The following is a 19761-nucleotide window of genomic DNA, read 5'->3' as shown; positions in this document are numbered from 1 at the left end:
CCGATGCTTTTCACATCGCACGACCAAGCCGATCCGGAGTATCTGTATCACGACGCAAATCGTCCGACGGGCGTTCTGTTCATCTCCACTTTCTCTGCGAAACATGGAGGCGCGATCAGCGAGTCCCTCGGTCCGGAAGCCATCGCCGGACATCTGATCGGCACCTATGGGAGGTCGGTTCAAGTCGACCACGTCGATCTTCAGCTCGACCCGAGCGTTTTCGAGGTGGCGAGTCTCGTCCTCAGGACGAGGCCCAGCATCGTAGGCATCTCAGTGAAAATCGGCGCTCTCGATCAGTTGCGCGATCTCATGCGGGCGTTGCAGCCATTGCGCTACGCAGATGGAACGGGGCCCGCGCTGGTTCTTGGAGGCGTGGTGCCGACGTTCGCGACCCGAGCTTTGCTCGATGAATTCCCGGACACCGTCCTGGTGGTGCGTGAAGGCGAGAATGCGATGTCGGGTCTGGTGGACTTTGTTCGCGGAGAGCGCACGCTGTCGAGCGTTCCTGGCGTTGCGTTCCGAAAGGACGACGGAGGCGTCGTCAATACGCCGGGCCGGCGCCTGGATCTGGCCAGGCGGTTCCTGCCTGCCCGTATTACCTCCGAGCGCGTGCACAAGGCGCTCGGAGGTATGGTCTGGGCGGAGGGATCCCGGGGTTGCGACTTCAATTGCACCTTCTGTTCGATCCGTGATTTGCACGGCGGTGGGTTCGACGGCGGAATTCCACCGGAGAGCGTCGTCGCGGATCTCGTCGAACTCGAACGACGCGGCATCCATGCTGTGAGCTTCACGGACGACGACTTCGGTGGCGATCCGGAACGCACGGCCGTGATCGCGCGGTTGATCAAGGAGGCACGGCTGAACGTCCGCTTCTCCATCTCCACGCGGGCGGATCATATCTGGCGCGAGCGGGCGAGCATCAAGGGCGAGCGCCTCAATGAGGGCGAGTTGCTGGAGCGTAATCGGCGGTTGCGACAGATCATGGTGGAGCTGCGCGATGCCGGTCTCGAACGGGTTTTCATCGGGATGGAGTCCGGATCGCCGAGCCAGCTCCGGCGCTATGGAAAGCAGGTGAGCGTGGAGGGCAACTACAAGGCGCTGGAAATCCTGCATGAGCTGGAGATCGATGTCGTCGCGGGCTACATCCCGATCGATCCTGCGATGAGTATTGTCGAGCTGCAGGAGAATATTTCGTTCCTTCGGCGGACCGGGATGTACCGGAAAATCACCAATCCGCTTAGCGTGCTTCGGGTTCAGGCCGGGTCGCCATATCTCAAGCTAGCGCAGCAAAAGGGCCTGCTTCAGGAAAGCACGGACGATCTCGTGTTTTTCAAAGCCACCTTCGAGGACGCGCGCGTTCAGCGTGTCGCCGAGGTCGCCGATCGCTGGGTCGAAGACATGTACGTACTTATGTTCGGATTGAAGGGGGAGGTCGCCTCCCAGACTCTTTTGCTCGGGCCAGGCGGGGCGCCCAGCCCCGCGTCGCGCAGAGTCGAAGATTGCCTGTTCCGCTTCCGGGAGCTGGAGATGGACTTCGTCGAATCGGTAACGAAGAGACTTGCCGAAGATGCATCTGCCGGTTTGAGCGACATCACCGACGAACTGGTCGCTCGGCGTTCGAAGCTGGTGGACGAAGTAGCCAAGCTGGTAGGTAGCGGGGTGATTGGCAAGAATCCCCGACTGCAGGAAGCGGTGATGGGCATGAGCAGGGAAATGGTGGATGCCGCATGAGCTTTTGAGCAGCGAATCGGTCTATGAGGGCCGTTTCGTGAATGTCCGCGTTGATACGGTAGCCGTCCCCGGCGGCCATGTTGAGCGTGAGGTCGTCGAGGAAAGCAGTGACGGCGTGTTGGTCGTCCCGCTCACCGACGACGGAAAGATCGTACTGGTCGAGCAGAGCCGCCACCTTTTTGGCACCACCTATGAAGTGCCGTCCGGCGCGATCAACCCGGGCGAAACCCCCATTGAGGCGGCAGCGCGCGAGCTCTTCGAGGAGGCTTGCCTGACGGCAACCTCGTTCGAACTGATGAGCTCGCACGTCAACAGCGTCCATATGACGGGCCGCAACTACTACTTCCTCGCCACTGGCCTGGTGCCTGCTGCCGGGGCGATCTGCGATGCGGACGAAGAGTTTATCGGCCGGGCGGAGCTGCGCTTCGATGAGGTGGAGCGCCTGATCGAGGAAGACCGTATCCCGGATCTCCGGAACCGCGGCTGTATCTGGCTTGCGCAGCTGCGGGTTCTGCAGAAAGCGGCTCACGAACGGTTAGCCCCGATCGGCTGAGGGCCGGTGTCACGTCAGGGCTCGGCGCCGGCTCATTCGCCGCTCTCGGCCGAATAGAACATTGGATTGCGCAGCCACGCGCTGACGGCGGATTCGCGCCAGACGGCGCAGCGCGTGCTGATCTGCACATTCCTCGGAAAGGTGCCGTTCTGCATCTTGCGGTACATGGTCGAGCGGCTGAGGCCGGTGCGTTCGAGGACGGTCTATAGGAGATTATGGGATTCCTCCCGCTCCGCCACAACGCCTTGATTCTGCTGCCATTTTAAGAGGCCTCCCAATCCGGTAACCCTCTGATGCGCGAAATCTCCTGGCAGTCCGTCGGGGAGGTTGTCGGTCCTCACTCGGTCGGGTGAGGTGGTCACTGAAGAACGAAGCGAGCTTGCCAAGTAGGATCAGACCTGAGCTTTTCGGGCCCGATCTCGCGCGCAAGTGCCATATCGGATAAGGCGCGCCGCATGCTCTTCCTCGTTCTGGCGGTCGTCACGCCTCAAATTGTCGAATCGGTGGATTTCCCGGCGCTCGATGCGGCGATCGAGCGCTGCGAGCGGGGGTCCGTCCTTCCGGTCTTTGCGGCAGAAGCGAAAAGGCGGAGCGCGGCGGTGACCGCTTTCTACGAGGAACAGGTGCAGATCGCGACCGAACGGATTGCCACGGCGAGCAAGCGGCGTGCATTGCGAGAGGGAGGCGCGGCGCCGACGACAGGGCAGAGCGCGCCCGCCGCCTCCGATCAGGAACTCGCACTCAGGCAATTGGCGCTGGACGACCGGCAGCGCGCACTCGACGATCAGCGCCGGCTCGAAACCATGCGCCAGGAGGCAGTCGATCTGAAGCGCCAATATTTCCTGAGCAAATGCGCAGGTAGCAAGAAGGCCGACTGAACCGGCCACCGGGCGTCGCGCCCCTTACTCGCAGAACAGCGAACGGCTTGCCGTCCAACCTCGTGGATCCCATCCGTAAATGCTAATGCGTTTGACTCGCAATATCTGTTTGCCTAGGTGGCTGTCGTCGCATACCTAGGGGGAAACCAGAATGACGTCGCTTTTCCGCCATGCGCTCCTCTCGGGCGTGTTGCTCGTCATGCCTGCCAGCCCCGCATTCGCGGCCGCAGATCCGGTTGCGGATGAAAATGCGCAGTCTCGGGACAAGGCGGAGATCGTCGTTACCGGATCGGTGGCGACGCAGTCGAGTTCCGCGACCGGGCTCACGCTATCGCCTCGCGAGACGCCGCAATCGGTGACGATCGTCGATCGTCAGCGGATCGATGATTTCGCGCTCAACAATGTCAATGATCTGCTCGAGCAAGTCGTCGGCATCAATGTCGAGAAGGTCGAGACCGACCGGACCTATTTCAATTCGCGCGGCTTCGACATCACCAACTTCCAGGTCGATGGCATCGGCCTGCCACTGATCTGGGGCATCCAGTTCGGTGACCTCGACACCGCCTTGTTCGACAGTGTCGAGGCGATCCGCGGCGCCAATGCGATCATGAGCGGGGTGGGCAATCCGTCCGCGACCATCAACTATGTCCGCAAGCGCCCCACCGACACGCTCACGGCCAGCGCTTCGGCGCAGTTCGGCTCGTGGAATCAGAAAAGATTCGAGGCCGATGCTTCGGGGCCGATCACCGACACCGTCTCCGCGCGGACGATCTTCGCGCATGAGGACCGCGATTCGTATCTCGACTACAACCATGTCGACCGGAACGTGTTCGGTGCGCTGGTCAGCTGGAAGGTCACGCCCGATCTCACTGCCACGGTCGGCTATTCGCGACAGGAGAACAGGGCCGACGGCGTGCTATGGGGGGCGCTGCCGCTGACCTATACGGACGGCACGCGGATCGACTATCCGGTTTCGGCCTCGACCTCGGCCGACTGGACCTTCTGGAACGTCACCGATCAAAGTGTCTTCGCCGAGCTCAACTACCAGATCGGCGGCGGCTGGTCGGCCAAGGGCGTGCTGACCTACAAGCGCTTCGAAGAGCTTTCGAAGCTGCTCTACGCCTATAATTACCCCGACAAGGCGACCGGGCTCGGCGTGAGCGGCATGTCGGGCATCTATCCCTCCACCTACGATCAGTATCTCGCCGATTTCTACGCATCGGGTCCGGTCCGGCTGTTCGGCCGCGAGCACCAACTCGCCTTCGGCGTTTCGACCGCGCGCTCGGACGCGCTCGAATGGGAGAATTTCTCCGGCGATCTGATCGATTATCCGGCGGTGCCGGACTGGGGGAAGCTGCAGGTAGCCGAGCCGACCTATCCCGGCGAATATCTCGCCGCCGATTACAGCGATCGGCTGACCCGCGCTTACGGCGCCGCGCACCTCAATTTCACGGACGACCTCAAGGCCGTGGTCGGCGCCAGCGCGATGTGGATCAAATCGACCGGCATCTCCTACGGCACCGATCAGTCGCGCAAGGAAAGCGGCGTCAGCCCCTATGTCGGCGCGGTCTATGACGTGACCCCGCATTTCTCGCTCTATGCGAGCTATACCGGCATCTTCAATCCGCAGAGCGAGATCGACATCAACCACGCCAAGCTCGATCCGGCCAAGGGCACCAGCATCGAAGGCGGCATCAAGAGCAACTGGTTCGGCGGCCGGCTTTACGCCACCGCGTCGCTGTTCCGCGCGAAGCAGACCGGGCTCGCCTCGTTCCTCGGCGTGCTGCCCAATGGCGACAGCTATTATGAGGGCGTGGACACGACTTCGAAGGGTTTCGAGCTCGAAATCGCCGGACGCGTCACGCCGAACTGGACGCTGAGCGGCGGCTATACCGGCCTCAAAATCGAGGATCAGGCCGGCAACAAGGCGCGGACCTGGCTGCCGACCCGATCGCTCAAGCTCGCGACCACCTACACCGTGCCGCAATTCAACGACCTGAAGCTCGGCGCGCAGCTGCGCTGGCAGAACGAGATCAGCTATGCCGACGCCGGGGTGCAGAATGCAGGCGTCGTCACCGGCGACGTGATCGTATCGCAGGACAGCTATGCGGTGGTCGATCTGATGGCGAGCATCCGGCTGCTCGATCGGGTGCGGGCCAAGGTCAATGTCCGCAATGTCGGCAATGAGAAGTATCTCGCGAGCCTGATGTGGGGTCAGGCATTCCATGCCGCGCCGCGCAGCGCGAACTTCTCCCTCAGCTTCGCTTACTGAGCGCAATGAACGGGGCGCGGGCAGGATCCGGGACGGCACCGGATCGGCGGAACTGGCGGTACCGGGCCAATGTCGCGGCCCGCGCGCTCGCCGGTACCGTGGGGGCTTATGCGGTCGCGGCGTTGTTTGCCGCCGCGGCCGCCCGCATATTGCCGATGGGTCGGCTTGACGCGATCGTGCCGGCCACCTTGCTGGCGTTTCTCGTCATTCCCGCGGTGATGATCTGGGCCTTCCTCGCCCGTGGGCCGTGGCGCGCCTGGGCGGGCGTGACCGCCCTGGCCGCGCTGTTCGCCGCCATCGCCTGGCTTGCGGGTCCACCGGCATGAGCGCGGTTCGCGAGGGCGCCCGTCAGGTCATGGCGTGGCTTCACGGCTGGACTGGCCTGCTGCTCGGGCATGTCCTCTTCCTCATGTGCCTCGCCGGCACGCTGAGCGTTTTCAAGCCCGAGATCGGCCGCTGGATGCGCCCCGAGGCCACCGCCATCGCGGCCCCGGCCGACGCAATCGCCGCGGCGACCGACTGGCTGAGCAAGAACGCGAAGGATGCCGCCGGCTGGTATCTGACTGCGCCGGACGGCCGGATGAACACCGTCGAGGCCGCCTATGACAGCGGCGGCGTCTATCTCTACCGCGCGCTCGATCCAATTACCGGAGCGCCGGTGGCGCGCGAGACGATGGGCGGCGAGTTCTTCTATCGCCTGCATTTCGAGCTACAGCTTCCTTATCCTTGGGGGCGGCTGCTCGCCTCGCTGGCGGCACTGATGATGCTGGTGGCGCTGATCACCGGCATCATCGCGCATCGCCGCATCTTCCGCGACTTCTTCACCTTCCGCCCCGCCAAGGGCCAGCGCTCGTGGCTGGACGGTCACAACGCGCTCGGAGTGATGTCGCTGCCCTTCCACCTGATGATCACCTTTACCGGGCTGGTGACGCTGGCGTCGCTCAACATGCCATGGGCGATGACTGCCAATTACGGCGACGACCTCGCGACGATGTACCAGGCGTTCACTCCAGGTACGGTGAACCGGCCTTTGGCGGAGAAGAAGGCGCCTCTCGCCCCGATCGCGCCGATGCTGCGCGAAGCCGGGCGCCGCTTCGGCGGAGCTGCGATCGGGCGAGTCTATGTCGTCAATCCGGGCGACGCGGCGGCGGTAGTGACGGTGTTCCGCAGCGATGCCGGCCAGATCGCCTCCACGCCCGGCGAGATCAGCTTCGACGGCGCGACCGGGGAAGTGCTGTCCGACTGGACCGAGACGCGCCCGGCGCTCAAGACCTACAACGTGGTCTATGGCCTCCACATGGCCCGCTTTGCGCCCGGGCTGCTGCGCTGGCTCTATTTCCTCGGCGGCGCGATGCTGACTCTGACCATCGCGAGCGGGCTGGTTCTGTGGGTGGTCAAGCGGCGTGAACGGGCACCGCTCTCGCTGGGCAACCGCATCCTCGAGCGATTGAACGCCGGCGTGATCGGCGGCGTATTGCTGGGCGGTGTCGCCTATCTCTGGGCAAATCGCCTGTTGCCGCTCGGCGTGGAAGCGCGCGCCGATACCGAAATATCGATCGCTTTGTGGAGCGCGGGGATTGCAGTCATTGCAGGTGCCGCGCTGCGCCCGGCGCTCGCCTGGCCGGCGTTGCTGGGATCGCTGGCGGCGGGTTGCGTAGGTGCAGCCGTGCTCGGCCTCGGTATCTCGGGTTTCGCACAATGGGGCATGGACCTGGTGCTCCTTGCGACCGCGGCTGCGCTGTCACTGATCGTGATCCGGCAGATCCGTACGTTGCGCGCGCCCGTGGCACCGCGCCGATCGCGCGCAAGCGCGGCGGCATGATCTTCGCCGGCCTGCTGTATCTCGGCCTGTTCGCATTGGCGGCGAGCATGAGCCGCCATGCCCAGTTGCTGCCGGCACAATGGCGGGCCGCGGCGTACGGCGATCGGCTGCGGGTTGCAGGGTGGCCCCTCGTCCTTGCATCGCTGGTCGTGGCGCTCGGGTCGGCGGACTGGCCGATGCGTTTGCTCGCATGGGTCGGGCTGGCGCCGGTAGCGGGCGGGATCGTGCTGCTCGGTCTGACCTTCGGTGTCCGTTGGGCGCAGGTGGCAGCGTTGCTTGCCGCCCTTCTTGTTCTCGCGGGGCTCGCCTCGAGCGGCTGACAATCCGGCGCGAACGTCGCAATTTCGTTGAGCTATTCTGCCGGATCGTTGGGCAGCGGCGCGCTCGAACGCACGGAAGAATCGACGCTAGCGTCGCAACATGATCGAGCACGGCCTTGCCTCGTTTCTCGTGGAGGAAAATCCGGCGATGCTGTGGCGCGGCGCGTTGGCGCTGACCACCGAGCCGCCGGAGATCTTTCGCCACGGCGTGCCGCTCCGGCTTTCGCCCGCGGAAACCGCGCTGATGGCGCTCCTGATCCGGCGCGGGCGGGCCGCGCATCGCGACATCGCCGAGGCGCTTGCCGATGCGGGAGCGAGCATCGCTTCGCTCGACGTGATCACCTATCGCGTCCGTCGCAAATTCGCGGGCATCGGCGCGTGCGATCCTATCGAGGCACGCCGCCGCTGGGGACTGGTATTACGGGTCGAGCCCGACGTCCGCGGATCGACTGCGTTATGGATCGGAACGCCGCGCGATGCCTCGGCCTGTTGGACGGCGGCACGCAGCACCGTCCTGCCTGGACGCCGAACGTCGATTTTGAGCGGCTGAGCGTCAGTCGACAGGCCCGCAGGCTTTTGCGATCAAGGCGCGGTGGATGCTTTCGATCCGGCCGCGCGACGCGAATTCTTCCTTGTCGATGAAGTGGGCCCCGATTCGCGACCGCAGGCGCGCGCCGAGATTCGGGCCAAGCTGGCGCTCACGCTCAGCATGTGGGGCGCGAGTGTCGCGCTGTTCACGCTGGGAACGATCCTACAGCGCAGTCACATGGCCTTCGAGGCGGCTTTGCTCCGGATCGCCATGTCGGCATGCGGCATCGCCATCTGCTATGGCCTCCATCGCCTGTTGCGCAGGCTCTCGCATCGTTCGTTCCGGACGCGTGCGATCGCGGTGTCGGCGGTCGCGCCTTTCCTGGCGGAGGCCTATGCCTGGGCCAATTATTTCGCCTTTGCCGCGCTGTACGGCCGGACGGCGCGGCTGGTCGTCGTCGACTGGAACGATGCGATGTACGTGCTGTCGATGTGGACCTGGTTCTTCATCGCGTGGACCGGGCTCTATCTCGCGATCGAATATAATTTCGATGCGCGGCACGAGGCGCAGCGCTCGGCCGAACTGCGCGGCATGGCGCATGTCGCCAAGCTCAGGGCGCTGTCGAACCAGATCAACCCGCATTTCCTGTTCAACAGCCTCAACTCGATCTCGGCGCTGATCCTCGATGGTCGCGGTGCCGAGGCCGAACGGATGCTCGCGCGGCTCTCGACCTTCTTCCGATCGACGCTGGCGATCGATCCGCTGGTCGATGTTCCGCTCGAACAGGAATTCGAGCTGCACCGGCGCTATCTCGCGATCGAGCAGATGCGGTATCCCGATCTCGCGGTCGAAATCCTGTTGCCCGAGGAATTGCGGCGAGCGGCGGTGCCCGCATTGATCATCCAGCCGCTGGTCGAGAATGCCGTCAAGCATGGCATCGCGAAGTCACGCCCGCCGACGCGGCTTTCGATCACCGCGGAATGCATCGGCGAGAGCCTGTCGATCCTCGTGGTCGATTCGGGCAACCCCGAGATCGAACGCAGGGCCACCGGCCCCGAAGGGATCGGCACTGCCAATGTCCGCCAGCGGCTCGCCGAATATTTCGGCGATGCGCAGAGCCTGACGCTGACGCCGGGGCGCGGCTGGTTCGAGGCGCGGGTGACGATGCCGCTGGCCTTTGCGCGATGAGCGACGATCGCATCCTGATCGTCGACGATGAGCCACTGGCGCTGCGGCGGCTCGAGATATTGCTCAAGGGGCTGCCCGGGGTCCGGCTGGTCGGATCGGCGGCGTCGTGCCGCGAGGCCGTCCACGCCATAATCGAGCTGCGGCCCGATATCGTCCTGCTCGACATCCGGCTCCGCGACGGCACCGGCTTCGAGATTCTCGAGCAATTGCCGCCCGATATGACCCCGGCGGTGATCTTCACCACTGCCTTCGATCATTTCGCGATCCGTGCCTTCGAAGTGTCGGCGGTGGACTATATCCTCAAGCCCATCGAGGCCGCGCGGTTGCAAGAGGCGATCGGCCGGGCGCGCGAGCGCCTGTCGGCCGACGGCTCGTCGCGCGAGATCGAGGAAATGCGCCGGATCATCGCCGATCTGCGCGCCGAATTCCATTCCGGCGGGCCGGCTCCTTACGAGACCGAATTGTGGATCCGCGGGGTCAGCGGAAGCCTGATCCATGTCGCGCTCGATCAGGTCGATTGGGTCAGCAGCGAAGACGATTATGTCCGGCTGCACACGCCTTCGGGATCGCATCTGCTGCGGCTCTCGATCAAGGCGCTGTCGGAGCGAATCGATTCGGCGAAGTTCGTCCGCGTCCACCGTGCCGCATTGGTGCGCGTCGCCGCGATCGCGCAGGTCCGTCAGACGCCCACCGGCCGGCGCGACGTGATCCTGCGCGACGGCACCCGGATCGCGACGGGGCGCGTCTATGCCAGACGTCTGCGCGACATGCTGCGCGAGCACGCATGAAAAGGCGGCGGGGTCGAAATCCGCCGCCTCTGTTTCACCGGCCCGCGTGTCAGAAGCGGAACTTGGCCCCGGCGCGATATTGCCGACCGAGGATGTTGTTGCCGACCTGGACGGCGTTGTAGTTGAACGCGCCATAGGTGACCGGATCGACCCCCGGCATGGCATCGAACAGGTTGATCGCGTTCATGTAGAAGCTGAAATTGTCGGTGACCTTGATCGTCGCGTTCAGGTCCACCGTGACGTAGCGCTTGACGCGGCAGCCGACATAATCGGGCGCGAGCCCGCAATCGTGATAGTCGGTGCCCTGATCCATCGCCGACAGATCGTAGCCACCGACGTAATTGACCGTGCCGGTCAGCATCAGCGGACCGGTCTCGACCGTGTTCTGCCAGGTGCCGCGCCAGCGGAAGGTGCCCGAGCCGGCGGTCAGGTTGAAGTTGCCGAGCGTGTCGACATAGGTCTCCTTGCTGCCGTCGGGAAAGGTCGTGCTGAGCTCGAGGATCAGGCTGGCGTCGAGATTGCTGGTCCAGCGGAACCCGCCGAAATCGTGCGTGAAATTGACTCCGAAATCCACGCCTTCGGATTTGATCGTGTTGGCGTTGATCAGCTGCGATTCGACGAAGGCGATGCGCGGCTTGGCAGTGGGGTGGTTCGGATCGGGCGCGTCGACGATGACGTTATAGCCCGCCGGGATCGGTGTGCCGGCATAATAAGCCGAGATCGCCGGATCAGACGAGGGCGCGGTGATCGCGCCGGTCTTGCGGATGTTGAAGTAATCGACCGTCAAAGTGAGGTTGCGGATCGGTTCGAACAGCAAGCCGGCGGTGAAGCTGCGCGACTTTTCGGGCTTGAGGTCAGGCGATGCCAGCGTGGTCAGGCCGATGGCATAGACCGTGATATAACCCGGGCACCCCGCCGCATTGTCGGGCCGGCAATTGGCGCCGTATTGCGCGAGGAACGCCGCAGGGATGTTGGACACCGATTGCGAGACGAATCCGGTCGTCGGCAGTGCATTCGCCTCGCCGAAGCTCGGGATGCGGAAGCCGCGCGAATAGGTGCCGCGCAAGGCGACTTCGCGGATCGGCGTGAACTTGGCGCCGATCTTGGGTGAGAAGGCGCTCTGCCCGCTCGAATAATGATCGTAGCGGCCTGACGCGTTGACTTCGAGCATGTCGACGATCGGCGCGTTGATCTCGGCAAAGGCCGAAGTCACCGTGCGATGGCCCTTGGTGCCGAACGCATTGAGCGTGAAGTAGCGCTGGGTGGGGCCATTATAGTCGTCGTTCGCGCTCGGTGCGTCGACTGCCTCGTAGAAGATCGACCCGCCGAAGCCGAGCTGGAGCGGGCCGCCGGGCAGATCGAACAGCTTCTTCGTGACGGTCAGCTGCGCCTGGTACAGGTCCGAGCTGTCGTGCGTGATGTTCTCGGGCGAGAGATAATCGCGTATCGCGGCGCTGTTCCGCTCGGGATTGACGAAGTTGTAGGTGCCCTGCGCGATCGCATCGAGCAGATGCTGGATATAGACGAAGCCGTCGGTGCGCAGCCGCAGGTCGGTGTGCATCGCGGTGGCGTCGAAGCGATAGGTCCAGTCGTCGAAGATCGACCCGTTGATCCCGAAGGCGGCGCGATAGACGCGGCTGCGCGTCTCGTTGAAGGTCCGCGTGTCCGCCAGCGTTCCCACCAGCCGTGCCACCTGGCCCTGCGCCGCGAACGGGTTGTTCGGATTGAGCACGCCATTGGCGGCGGTGCACCCGGTATTCAGCCCGTTCGCCGATCCGACGCCCTGCGGACAGACATAGATCGGGAGCGACAATGCGAACGAACCCGGTGCGACCGCGCCGGCGTTGGTCGCCGTCGAGAAACGCGGATAGCGGATGCCGGTATTGGCATTGGCGCGTATCGCGGCGGGACCGCCGGTGAAGTTGGTCGTGCTCTGCTGGAAATTGAACAATGCATAGGCCTCGGCACTGTCGCCGATCTTGGCGGTGAAGCGCGCCGAGGCGCCGAACCGCTCGATATTGGGCGTGACCGGCGCATAGGCGTTGGTGGTGTCCTGCTGGCAGAGCCGCGTCGGCACCGAGCCGTTGTTGCTCCCCGTGAGCTCGGCGGCGGTGGGGCTGTAAGAGGTGCCGACGCGGCAGCCGGCGGTCGGGTTCAGGATCTGGTATCGGCCCAGCGCGTTGGCGTTCGCGGCGTCATAAGGGCGGACGAAGAAAGTCGACGTGCCGATCACGAAGCCGAGATTCGGGAACTGGTTATCGCCGTCGAGCCCGTTCATCATGTTGTTCGGGCCGCATTGCAGCGCGCCGGTGCGATCGCTGCAGATGCCGCGGAGATCGTCCGAATTGAACGGCGCGCGGAGGTCCTTGTTATAGACCGCCTCGCTGCGGAGATAGAAGCCGCTGAGATAGGCGTTGTAGCCGTTGGTATCGAGATCGCCGGTGCCCGCAGTGAGCGTCAGCCGCTGGTTCGCACCGATTCCGGTCTCGGCGATGCCCGCCTCGACGCGCCCGGCCACGCCCCGGAACTCGCGCCTGGTGATGATGTTGACCACGCCCGCGATCGCGTCGGCGCCGTAGCTGGAGGAGGCACCGTCACGGAGCACTTCGACGCGATCGACGATGTCGTCGGGGATCGTGTTGAGATCGACGAAGTTGCGCGATCCGTCGTCGGCGAGCGGGAAATAGGCCGCGCGCAGCCCGTCGAACAGCACCAGCGTCGAGCTGGTCGAAAGGCCGCGCAACGAGACTGCGGAGGCGCCGCCGGCGAATGCGCCGTTCGCGGTGAACGAATTGGTGAGCGCCGGACCGTTGTTCGACGACAGTTGCTGCACGGCGTCCTGCACGGTGTTGAGCCCGCGCTGATCGAGCGTTTCGGCGGTGACGACCGTGACGGGTGACGGCGTCGCGGTATCGGATTGCCGCAGCATCGAACCGGTGACGACGATCTCGTCTTCTTCCTGGCCCGCGTCCTGGACGGCGGGATCGGCAGCGGCATTGTCCTGGGCGAGTGCCGGTGCAGCCACGGCGAACAACGAGATCGCGGTGGCGAGCAGGCGCGTACGTGTGGTGATGATCATGAAATTGGCCCCTTTTTGATTATCGACCGACTAGAGGAGGAGGTCCGGGGCATTCCAATTCGTGAGCGGGCGAACGCGCGCGGCTAGCTGCCAACCTGCCGGCGCAGGGGCCGGAAGACGTTCGGCGACGGATTTGTGCCGTTCGCCCGCATCGCACTCCGCCAACAGTTGCGCAGAGCCGCAAGGGGCTGGTGAAGTCGGATCGGCACGCGCACGCTGTCGCCAAAAGGGGAGGGTCGGTTTTGCAAGGGAAGACAATCGCAGTCGCAACTCTGGTTGCGGGCACGCTCGATATCGCCTCGGCGATGATCCTCACCGCGCTGCGCGGCAGATCGGTGACGGGCATGCTCCAGTCCGTCGCCTCGGGTCCGTTCGGCGAATGGCCGCAAACCAGCGGCTGGATCGGCGCAGCCACCGGCCTCGCAGTGCATTTCGCGATCATGGCGGCGATGGTCGCCGCCTTCGTCGCGGCGTCGCGGCTGCTACCGCGAATGCGCGAATGGCGGCTGCTCTATGGCGTCGCTTATGGCGCATTGCTCTATCTGATCATGTACTGGATCGTGATCCCGCTGCGCTGGCCGCCGAACCCCGGCGCGGCGATCACGCCGATGTCGGTGCTGATGCCGCTGGCGATCCATATCCTGCTCGTCGGCATTCCGATCGCATGGATCGTCACCGCCGCGCAGAACGTCCGCAAGTCTGCCATTTGATTTTCGGCGGGGAGGCGAGGATAGCGGGCCTATCGGCATTCGTCGCCGAAGGAGATCCGCATGACCGCGCACGCATGGCCCGTTCTCGGCTGGCAAGAGGGCCGCGGGAGCGCACTCCATCTGCAGTTGATGACGCAGATCGTCGGCAAGGTGCGGATCGCGCTGACACCGTGGCTCAACCATGGCTGGCACGTGCCGCTCTACGTGACGCCGCGCGGGCTGGGAACCTCGCCGATCCCGTCCGCAGCGGGGCCGTTCGAAATGGATTTCGACCTTCGCGCGCACGTCCTGCGCATCGCCACCGTTGCGGATAGCAGGACGCTGCCTCTCGAAGCCGGCACCGTCGCGGGCTTTTACGCCGGGGTAATGGAAGCGTTGCGGCAGCTCGGCATCGAAGTGGCCATCGCGACATTGCCCAACGAAATGCCCGACCCGGTCCGCTTTCCCGAGGATCATGCCCCACGGCCCTATGATCGCGACTGGATCGAGCGATTCCACGACGCACTCGTCCGCGTCGATCATGTCTTCAAGCAGTTCCGCACCGGCTTTCTCGGCAAGGCTAGCCCGGTTCACTTCTTCTGGGGCAGCTTCGATCTCGCCGTCACGCGCTTTTCGGGCCGCGCCGCACCGCCGCACCCGGGCGGCGTCCCCGGCCTGCCCGATGCCGTGACGCGCGAAGCCTATAGCCATGAAGTATCGAGCGCGGGCTTCTGGCCGGGCAGCGACGCCTCGCCGCGCGCAGCCTTTTATTCCTACGCGTATCCGGCGCCGCAAGGCTTCGCCGAAGCACCCGTAGGCCCGGCGGCTGCGCGGTTCGATGCCACGCTCGGCGAGTTCCTTCTCGACTACGACACCGTCCGCGCCGCGCCCGACCCCGAAGCGGCACTGCTCGAATTCCTGCAATCGACCTACGAGGCGGCTGCCATTTTGGGCGACTGGGATCGGGCGGCACTCGAATGCGCGCAGGGCACCGCGCGCCGGCCGAGGAACGTGTAATGGCGCTGGTCGAGCTCGGCCGCTTCGACCGACAGGAAGCCTATATCGTCCAGTCGCGGCTGGAGAGCGAAGGCATCATGAGCTTCGTCTTCGACGCGGGAACGAGCATCGCGGACGGCAGTTATCTGCTGATCCCGGTGCGGGTGATGGTCGACGACGAGGATTTCGGACTCGCCCGGAAACTGCTCGATGACGTGCCTGATTTTTGAGCAGACTTTCGCATCTGCACAAAAATTTACGCCCAGGTAATATTTAATTACCCGTCCGGCCGACGGAATCGCGCGATTCTGCATGCTGGCACGGCCCTTGCTCTCTGGTCCTCCGGGTTAACTGCCAAGAGGGGGCGAAATGAAGCTCATCATCGCCATCATAAAACCGTTCAAGCTCGACGAGGTCCGCGAGGCACTCACGCAAGTGGGCGTCACCGGCATGACCGTAACCGAGGTCAAGGGGTTCGGCCGCCAAAAGGGCCAGACCGAGATCTATCGCGGCGCCGAGTACAGCACCAACATGGTGCCCAAGATCAAGCTGGAGATCGCCTGCGGCGCCGACATCGTCGAACGCGCCGTCGAGGCTATCCAGGCCGCGGCCAGCACCGGCGCGATCGGCGACGGCAAGATTTTCGTCCTCGATCTCGGCCAGGCGGTGCGCATCCGCACCGGCGAGACCGACGAGACGGCGCTGTGAAGAAGGGGGTCCAGATGAAGCTAGCAACGAAACTTGCCGCGGGGGCGGGGCTCGCCCTGTTCGCGGCCTTGCCCGCCTGGGCACAGGATGCCGCGCCCGCCGCGGCGGCGACGGTCGTGCCGACCGACGCGATGGTCAACAAGGGCGACGTTGCCTGGATGCTCGTTTCGACGGCGTTCGTGCTGATGATGTCGGTTCCCGGCCTCGCGCTCTTCTACGGCGGCCTCGTTCGCACCAAGAACATGCTCTCGGTGCTGATGCAGGTGCTGACGATCGTCTGCGTCGCGGGCCTCGTCTGGTGCGCCTGGGGCTATTCGATGGCGTTCACCAACGGCGGCGGGCTCAACAGCTTCGTCGGCGGCTTCTCGAAGGTGCTGCTCAAGGGCGTCGACGCGAACACCTTCGCGGCGACCTTCTCGAACGGCGTCTATCTGCCCGAAACCGTGTTCGTCGTTTTCCAGATGACCTTCGCGATGATCACCCCGGCGCTGATCGTCGGTGCGTTCGCCGAGCGCATCAAGTTCACCCCGCTGATCCTCTTCGTGGTGGCGTGGCTGACGCTGGTCTATTTCCCGATGGCGCACATGGTCTGGTATTGGCCGGGGCCGGACTTCCAGCCCGGCCTGCCTGACGATCACGGCTATCTCTGGGGTCTCGGCGCGCTCGATTTCGCCGGCGGCACCGTCGTCCACATCAATGCGGGCATCGCCGGCCTGGTCGGCTGCCTCGTGATCGGCAAGCGCACCGGCTACAAGACGGATCCGATGCCGCCGCACTCGCTGACCATGACGATGATCGGCGCTGCCTTGCTGTGGGTGGGCTGGTTCGGCTTCAACGCCGGATCGAACCTCGAAGCCAACAAGTTCGCCGCATTGGCCTTCGTCAACACCATGACTGCGACTGCCGCCGCCGGTGCGATGTGGGCGATCATCGAACAGATCATCCACAAGAAGCCGTCGCTGCTCGGCGCGGCATCGGGCGTCGTCGCCGGCCTGGTGGCGATCACCCCGGCCGCGGGCTTCGCAAGCCCGATGACGTCGATCGTTCTCGGCGCAGTCGCCTCGGGCGTGTGCTTCTTCTTCGTCACCACGGTGAAGAACAAGTTCAAGTATGACGACACGCTCGACGTGTTCGGCGTGCACTGCATCGGCGGCATCGTCGGCGCGATCGGCACTGCGATCGTCGCCAACCCTGCGCTGGGCGGCCAGGGCTTCATGGACTTCAACGTGATCCCGGCGGTCGCTGGTACCTATGACATGGGCGCGCAATTGCTCACCCAGGCCAAGGCAGTCGGCGTGACCTTGCTGCTCTCGGGCGGGGTCTCGGCGATCCTGTTCCTGGCGCTCAAGCACACGATCGGCCTTCGCCCGAGCGTCGAGGTCGAGCTCGAAGGGCTCGACATCAACGAGCATGGCGAGCGCGCCTACAACTACTGACGAAATCGGGCGCCGCCAGCGCGGCGCCCAACCGACGTTCCTCCTGCGGACGACTGGGCCGGTGGTTTTCGAACCGCCGGCCCTCTTTTTGTCATGGAAGCGGCAAAAGACACGCCGGCAATCGAATGGCTTTCAATGTAGGATTTGGCGTGCCAGCGTCGCTGGCGGCTCTTTGACAGCGTGAAGGCAACCAGACTGTTCGCGATCATTTATTACGCAGATCAGCAACTTTTGTTCACGATTCACGGGAAAAGTGCGAAGTTAAGCGGTATCTTTCCTACATTGGGCCGGCAATCACGCTTCGCACAGGAAGGCAGCGGCGCGCTCGCCGATCATGATGCTGGGGGCGTTGGTGTTGCCGCCGATCAACCGCGGCATCACCGAGGCGTCGGCGATATAGAGCCCGTCCACGCCGCGCACCTTGAGCCGCGGATCGACGACGGCGGCTTCGTCCGATCCCATCCGCGCAGTGCCGACGGGGTGATAGACAGTGTCGGCGCGGGCGCGGATCAGGCTTTCCAGTGCGGCGTCGTCGGCGAGGTCGATCGGGTAGCGATCGCGGCCCTTATAGTCCGCCAGCGGCGGCGTATCGAGGATGCGGTACATCGCGCGGACCCCGGCCTTGAGCACTTCCATGTCGCGTGGGTCGGAGAGGAAAGCGGGATCGATCAGCGGCGCCGAAGCGGCGTCGGGCGACTGAAGCCGGACGGTGCCGCGACTCTCGGGACGGAGCACGCAGGCGTGGCAGCTATAGCCATGCCCCTTCACCTTGGTGCGGCCATGATCCTCGACGATCGCGATGAGGAAGTGGAGCTGGACGTCGGGCCGCGCGCCCGCGAGCTCGGTACGCAGGAAGCCGCCTGCCTCGGCAAAAGGCGAAGTCATCCCGCCGCGGCGAGTGAGCAGCCATTGGGCCATCGCTCCCAGCGACTTGAGCGTGCCGATCGGCGAACGGCCGAGGAAGAAGCTGCCCTCGGTCTCGAACGCCGCGACATAATCGATATGGTCCTGCAGGTCGGAACCCACCGCCGGACGATCGAGCCGCACCTCGATCCCCATTTCTGCCAGATGCGCACCTGGGCCGATTCCCGACAGCATCAGCAATTGTGGAGTCTGGAAGGCGCCGGCAGCAAGGACGACTGCGCGTCGCGCCCGAATTTCTCGCGCCTCGCCGGCCAGACGATAGGCGACGCCCGAGGCGCGGCCGTCGGTGAACAGGATGCGATCGACGAGCGCGTCGCAGATGATCTCCAGATTGTCGCGCTGGCCCGGGGGGAGATAGGCGCGCGCCGCGGTCCAGCGCTCGCCGCCCTTCTGGGTCACCTGATAGAGGCCGACGCCTTCCTGCTGCACGCCGTTGAAGTCCGGGTTGACCGGAATCTGCAGCCGCGACGCCGCCTCGACGAACGCGCGGCTGCCGGGATGGGCATGCTCCTGGTCGCTCACCCAGAGCGGGCCGTTCTCGCCATGGAAGGCGTCGGCGCCGCGGACATTGTGCTCGCTTGTCCGGAACCAGGGCAGCACCTCGTCCCAGCCCCAGCCCGGGCAGCCGAGGTCGCGCCACTCGTCATAGTCCTGGGAATGGCCGCGGATGTAGAGCATCGCGTTGATCGCGCTCGATCCGCCGAGGCCCTTGCCACGCGGCTGATAGCCGCGGCGGCCGTTCAGCCCCGGCTGCGGCACGGTCTCGAAGCGCCAGTTGGTCCTGTCGGTCTGGAAGGGCATCATGCCGGGCATGATCGTCTTGAGGCTGGTATTGCGTCCGCCCGCCTCGAGCACGGCGACTGTGTATTTGCCGCTTTCGCTCAGGCGGCCCGCGACGGCGCTCCCGCCGGATCCGCATCCGATGACGACGATATCGGCTTCTTCCACATTTCCCCCCGCTCCTGGCGCGCCGCTTCCCAGCGCGCCTTTATCGTTTCCGACGTGTCCCGGCTTCCGTCATGGCTCCACCCCGGCGGCCGGATCATGTAATTGAGCCGGGCACGCCAATCGGGCGCGCGCCAGACGTCCTTCGCGATCCCGACCCATTCATGGGTTGCCGCCCAGAGGATGTTGAAACTGCCGAGATTCTTGACGATGCCGTAGCGCGGCCGATCGTCGTCGCGCTCGGGCTCGAACGTGCCCAACCATTTATCCCAGACGATGAACACCCCGGCATAATTGCGATCGAGATAGCGCGGGTTGGTCGCGTGGTGGACGCGGTGGTGCGACGGCGTGTTCATCACCGCCTCGAACCAGCGCGGCATCCGGCCGATCACTTCGGTGTGGATCCAGAACTGGTAGATCAGGTTGAGGCCGGCCACGAAGAATATCATCGCCGGCGGGAACCCGATCAGGAACAGAGGCAGCCGGAACAGGAAAGCCAGGCTGAAAAAGCCCGTCCAGGTCTGCCGCAGCGCAGTCGACAGATTATAGTGCTGGCTCGAATGATGAATGACATGGCTCGCCCAGAACCAGCGGACGCGGTGCGCAGAGCGGTGGAAGACATAATAAGCGAGATCGTCGAGCACGAAGGCGATGGCGAACCAGTACCAAGCATAGCCGATCTCGAAGAGTCGGAACTGCCACACCCACGTCGCCAGCGCGAACACCATACCGCCTGAAAGGACTCCGGCGACGGTGCTGCCTGTACCCAATGCCAAAGACGTCAGCGTGTCGCGTGGTTCGTAGCGGCTGCGATCCTTGATCCGCGCGACGACCATCTCCGCCAGCACCAGCAGCACGAAGGCGGGAATTGCCAGCGTCACGGGATCGGCGAGCTTCATGCCC

The 19761-nt window shown here is 64.6% G+C and carries 18 protein-coding genes and 1 pseudogene; 15 read left to right on the top strand and 4 right to left on the bottom strand.

All coding sequences use genetic code 11. The annotated features are described in order from the left end of the window. Nucleotides 1-3: 3 nt before the first annotated feature. Nucleotides 4-1731, top strand: coding sequence for a B12-binding domain-containing radical SAM protein (locus BR78_RS0114455; protein WP_025587533.1), 1728 nt, complete (start codon nucleotides 4-6; stop codon nucleotides 1729-1731). Beyond that, nucleotides 1721-2284 (top strand): NUDIX domain-containing protein, encoded by a 564-nt coding sequence (locus tag BR78_RS21025; protein ID WP_025587534.1) that lies wholly within the window; start codon nucleotides 1721-1723, stop codon nucleotides 2282-2284. Before BR78_RS0114455 ends, BR78_RS21025 begins: the two co-directional genes overlap by 11 nt. Nucleotides 2285-2316: 32 nt before the next feature. Here BR78_RS21025 and BR78_RS21790 read toward each other — a convergent pair. Continuing rightward, nucleotides 2317-2487, bottom strand: a pseudogene (locus tag BR78_RS21790) (helix-turn-helix transcriptional regulator); the annotation flags it as partial. Nucleotides 2488-2739: 252 nt separating this feature from the next. Here BR78_RS21790 and BR78_RS0114440 point away from each other — a divergent pair. The 8 genes from BR78_RS0114440 (at nucleotide 2740) to BR78_RS0114405 (ending at nucleotide 10081) form a co-directional block, all read left to right on the top strand. Beyond that, nucleotides 2740-3162 carry a hypothetical protein gene (locus BR78_RS0114440; RefSeq protein ID WP_025587536.1) on the top strand — a complete coding sequence of 141 codons (423 nt, stop codon included), beginning with the start codon at nucleotides 2740-2742 and terminating at the stop codon, nucleotides 3160-3162. Between the two features lie 151 nt (nucleotides 3163-3313). Beyond that, nucleotides 3314-5434 carry a TonB-dependent siderophore receptor gene (locus tag BR78_RS0114435; protein WP_025587538.1) on the top strand — a complete coding sequence of 707 codons (2121 nt, stop codon included), beginning with the start codon at nucleotides 3314-3316 and terminating at the stop codon, nucleotides 5432-5434. A gap of 5 nt (nucleotides 5435-5439) precedes the next feature. Next, nucleotides 5440-5760 carry a DUF3649 domain-containing protein gene (locus BR78_RS0114430; RefSeq protein ID WP_025587540.1) on the top strand — a complete coding sequence of 107 codons (321 nt, stop codon included), beginning with the start codon at nucleotides 5440-5442 and terminating at the stop codon, nucleotides 5758-5760. Continuing rightward, complete coding sequence (locus tag BR78_RS0114425) at nucleotides 5757-7256, top strand: PepSY-associated TM helix domain-containing protein (protein WP_025587542.1); 1500 nt, start codon at nucleotides 5757-5759, stop codon at nucleotides 7254-7256. Before BR78_RS0114430 ends, BR78_RS0114425 begins: the two co-directional genes overlap by 4 nt. Next, the gene (locus tag BR78_RS0114420) at nucleotides 7253-7576 is read left to right on the top strand and encodes a DUF3325 family protein (protein ID WP_025587544.1); all 324 of its coding nucleotides are present in this window, start codon (nucleotides 7253-7255) and stop codon (nucleotides 7574-7576) included. The genes BR78_RS0114425 and BR78_RS0114420 overlap by 4 nt, the downstream gene beginning before the upstream one ends. A gap of 100 nt (nucleotides 7577-7676) precedes the next feature. Continuing rightward, nucleotides 7677-8126: a helix-turn-helix domain-containing protein gene (locus BR78_RS0114415; RefSeq protein ID WP_025587546.1), complete on the top strand. Its 450-nt coding sequence runs from the start codon at nucleotides 7677-7679 to the stop codon at nucleotides 8124-8126. Between the two features lie 42 nt (nucleotides 8127-8168). After that, a complete protein-coding gene (locus BR78_RS0114410; RefSeq protein WP_025587548.1) occupies nucleotides 8169-9293 on the top strand; it encodes a sensor histidine kinase in 1125 nt (374 codons plus the stop codon). Beyond that, complete coding sequence (locus BR78_RS0114405; RefSeq protein ID WP_025587550.1) at nucleotides 9290-10081, top strand: LytR/AlgR family response regulator transcription factor; 792 nt, start codon at nucleotides 9290-9292, stop codon at nucleotides 10079-10081. Before BR78_RS0114410 ends, BR78_RS0114405 begins: the two co-directional genes overlap by 4 nt. A gap of 49 nt (nucleotides 10082-10130) precedes the next feature. On the opposite strand, the gene BR78_RS0114400 is transcribed toward BR78_RS0114405, so the two are convergent. Continuing rightward, complete coding sequence (locus BR78_RS0114400; RefSeq protein WP_025587552.1) at nucleotides 10131-13160, bottom strand: TonB-dependent receptor domain-containing protein; 3030 nt, start codon at nucleotides 13158-13160, stop codon at nucleotides 10131-10133. 242 nt (nucleotides 13161-13402) lie between these two features. Between BR78_RS0114400 and BR78_RS0114395 the strand changes: the two genes are divergently transcribed. From BR78_RS0114395 to BR78_RS0114375, 5 genes are all read left to right on the top strand, one after another. Then, entirely contained in the window at nucleotides 13403-13870 is a 468-nt protein-coding gene (locus BR78_RS0114395) for a hypothetical protein (protein WP_025587554.1), read from the top strand. 60 nt (nucleotides 13871-13930) lie between these two features. Next, nucleotides 13931-14866 (top strand): DUF5996 family protein, encoded by a 936-nt coding sequence (locus BR78_RS0114390; protein WP_025587556.1) that lies wholly within the window; start codon nucleotides 13931-13933, stop codon nucleotides 14864-14866. Beyond that, nucleotides 14866-15075: a putative signal transducing protein gene (locus BR78_RS0114385; RefSeq protein ID WP_025587308.1), complete on the top strand. Its 210-nt coding sequence runs from the start codon at nucleotides 14866-14868 to the stop codon at nucleotides 15073-15075. Before BR78_RS0114390 ends, BR78_RS0114385 begins: the two co-directional genes overlap by 1 nt. Nucleotides 15076-15214: 139 nt before the next feature. Then, nucleotides 15215-15553: a P-II family nitrogen regulator gene (locus tag BR78_RS0114380; protein ID WP_025587306.1), complete on the top strand. Its 339-nt coding sequence runs from the start codon at nucleotides 15215-15217 to the stop codon at nucleotides 15551-15553. Between the two features lie 14 nt (nucleotides 15554-15567). Beyond that, nucleotides 15568-16989 carry an ammonium transporter gene (locus tag BR78_RS0114375; protein ID WP_025587304.1) on the top strand — a complete coding sequence of 474 codons (1422 nt, stop codon included), beginning with the start codon at nucleotides 15568-15570 and terminating at the stop codon, nucleotides 16987-16989. 294 nt (nucleotides 16990-17283) lie between these two features. Here the strand turns inward: BR78_RS0114375 and BR78_RS0114370 are convergent, their stop codons facing one another. Together BR78_RS0114370 and BR78_RS0114365 are read right to left on the bottom strand one after the other, a co-directional pair. Then, on the bottom strand, nucleotides 17284-18861 hold the full coding sequence (locus BR78_RS0114370; RefSeq protein WP_025587302.1) for a GMC family oxidoreductase: 1578 nt from the start codon (nucleotides 18859-18861) through the stop codon (nucleotides 17284-17286). Then, nucleotides 18795-19757, bottom strand: a complete 963-nt coding sequence (locus BR78_RS0114365) for a sterol desaturase family protein (RefSeq protein ID WP_025587300.1) — start codon at nucleotides 19755-19757, stop codon at nucleotides 18795-18797. Before BR78_RS0114365 ends, BR78_RS0114370 begins: the two co-directional genes overlap by 67 nt. Between the last annotated feature and the right edge of the window lie 4 nt (nucleotides 19758-19761).

Source organism: Sphingomonas sp. UNC305MFCol5.2 (genome assembly GCF_000712135.1).
Lineage (GTDB): Bacteria > Pseudomonadota > Alphaproteobacteria > Sphingomonadales > Sphingomonadaceae > Sphingomonas.
The sequence above is the reverse complement of the archived record's forward strand: the minus strand, read 5'-3'. Positions and strand labels throughout refer to the sequence as shown.

Excerpts from the sequence above, each read along its gene's own strand:
- BR78_RS0114455 (WP_025587533.1), top strand. The coding sequence starts at position 4 with ATGCTTTTCACATCGCACGACCAAGCCGATCCGGAGTATCTGTATCAC.
- BR78_RS21025 (WP_025587534.1), top strand. The coding sequence starts at position 1,721 with ATGCCGCATGAGCTTTTGAGCAGCGAATCGGTCTATGAGGGCCGTTTC.
- BR78_RS0114440 (WP_025587536.1), top strand. The coding sequence starts at position 2,740 with ATGCTCTTCCTCGTTCTGGCGGTCGTCACGCCTCAAATTGTCGAATCG.
- BR78_RS0114435 (WP_025587538.1), top strand. The coding sequence starts at position 3,314 with ATGACGTCGCTTTTCCGCCATGCGCTCCTCTCGGGCGTGTTGCTCGTC.
- BR78_RS0114430 (WP_025587540.1), top strand. The coding sequence starts at position 5,440 with ATGAACGGGGCGCGGGCAGGATCCGGGACGGCACCGGATCGGCGGAAC.
- BR78_RS0114425 (WP_025587542.1), top strand. The coding sequence starts at position 5,757 with ATGAGCGCGGTTCGCGAGGGCGCCCGTCAGGTCATGGCGTGGCTTCAC.
- BR78_RS0114420 (WP_025587544.1), top strand. The coding sequence starts at position 7,253 with ATGATCTTCGCCGGCCTGCTGTATCTCGGCCTGTTCGCATTGGCGGCG.
- BR78_RS0114415 (WP_025587546.1), top strand. The coding sequence starts at position 7,677 with ATGATCGAGCACGGCCTTGCCTCGTTTCTCGTGGAGGAAAATCCGGCG.
- BR78_RS0114405 (WP_025587550.1), top strand. The coding sequence starts at position 9,290 with ATGAGCGACGATCGCATCCTGATCGTCGACGATGAGCCACTGGCGCTG.
- BR78_RS0114400 (WP_025587552.1), bottom strand. The coding sequence starts at position 13,160 with ATGATCATCACCACACGTACGCGCCTGCTCGCCACCGCGATCTCGTTG.
- BR78_RS0114390 (WP_025587556.1), top strand. The coding sequence starts at position 13,931 with ATGACCGCGCACGCATGGCCCGTTCTCGGCTGGCAAGAGGGCCGCGGG.
- BR78_RS0114385 (WP_025587308.1), top strand. The coding sequence starts at position 14,866 with ATGGCGCTGGTCGAGCTCGGCCGCTTCGACCGACAGGAAGCCTATATC.
- BR78_RS0114380 (WP_025587306.1), top strand. The coding sequence starts at position 15,215 with ATGAAGCTCATCATCGCCATCATAAAACCGTTCAAGCTCGACGAGGTC.
- BR78_RS0114375 (WP_025587304.1), top strand. The coding sequence starts at position 15,568 with ATGAAGCTAGCAACGAAACTTGCCGCGGGGGCGGGGCTCGCCCTGTTC.
- BR78_RS0114365 (WP_025587300.1), bottom strand. The coding sequence starts at position 19,757 with ATGAAGCTCGCCGATCCCGTGACGCTGGCAATTCCCGCCTTCGTGCTG.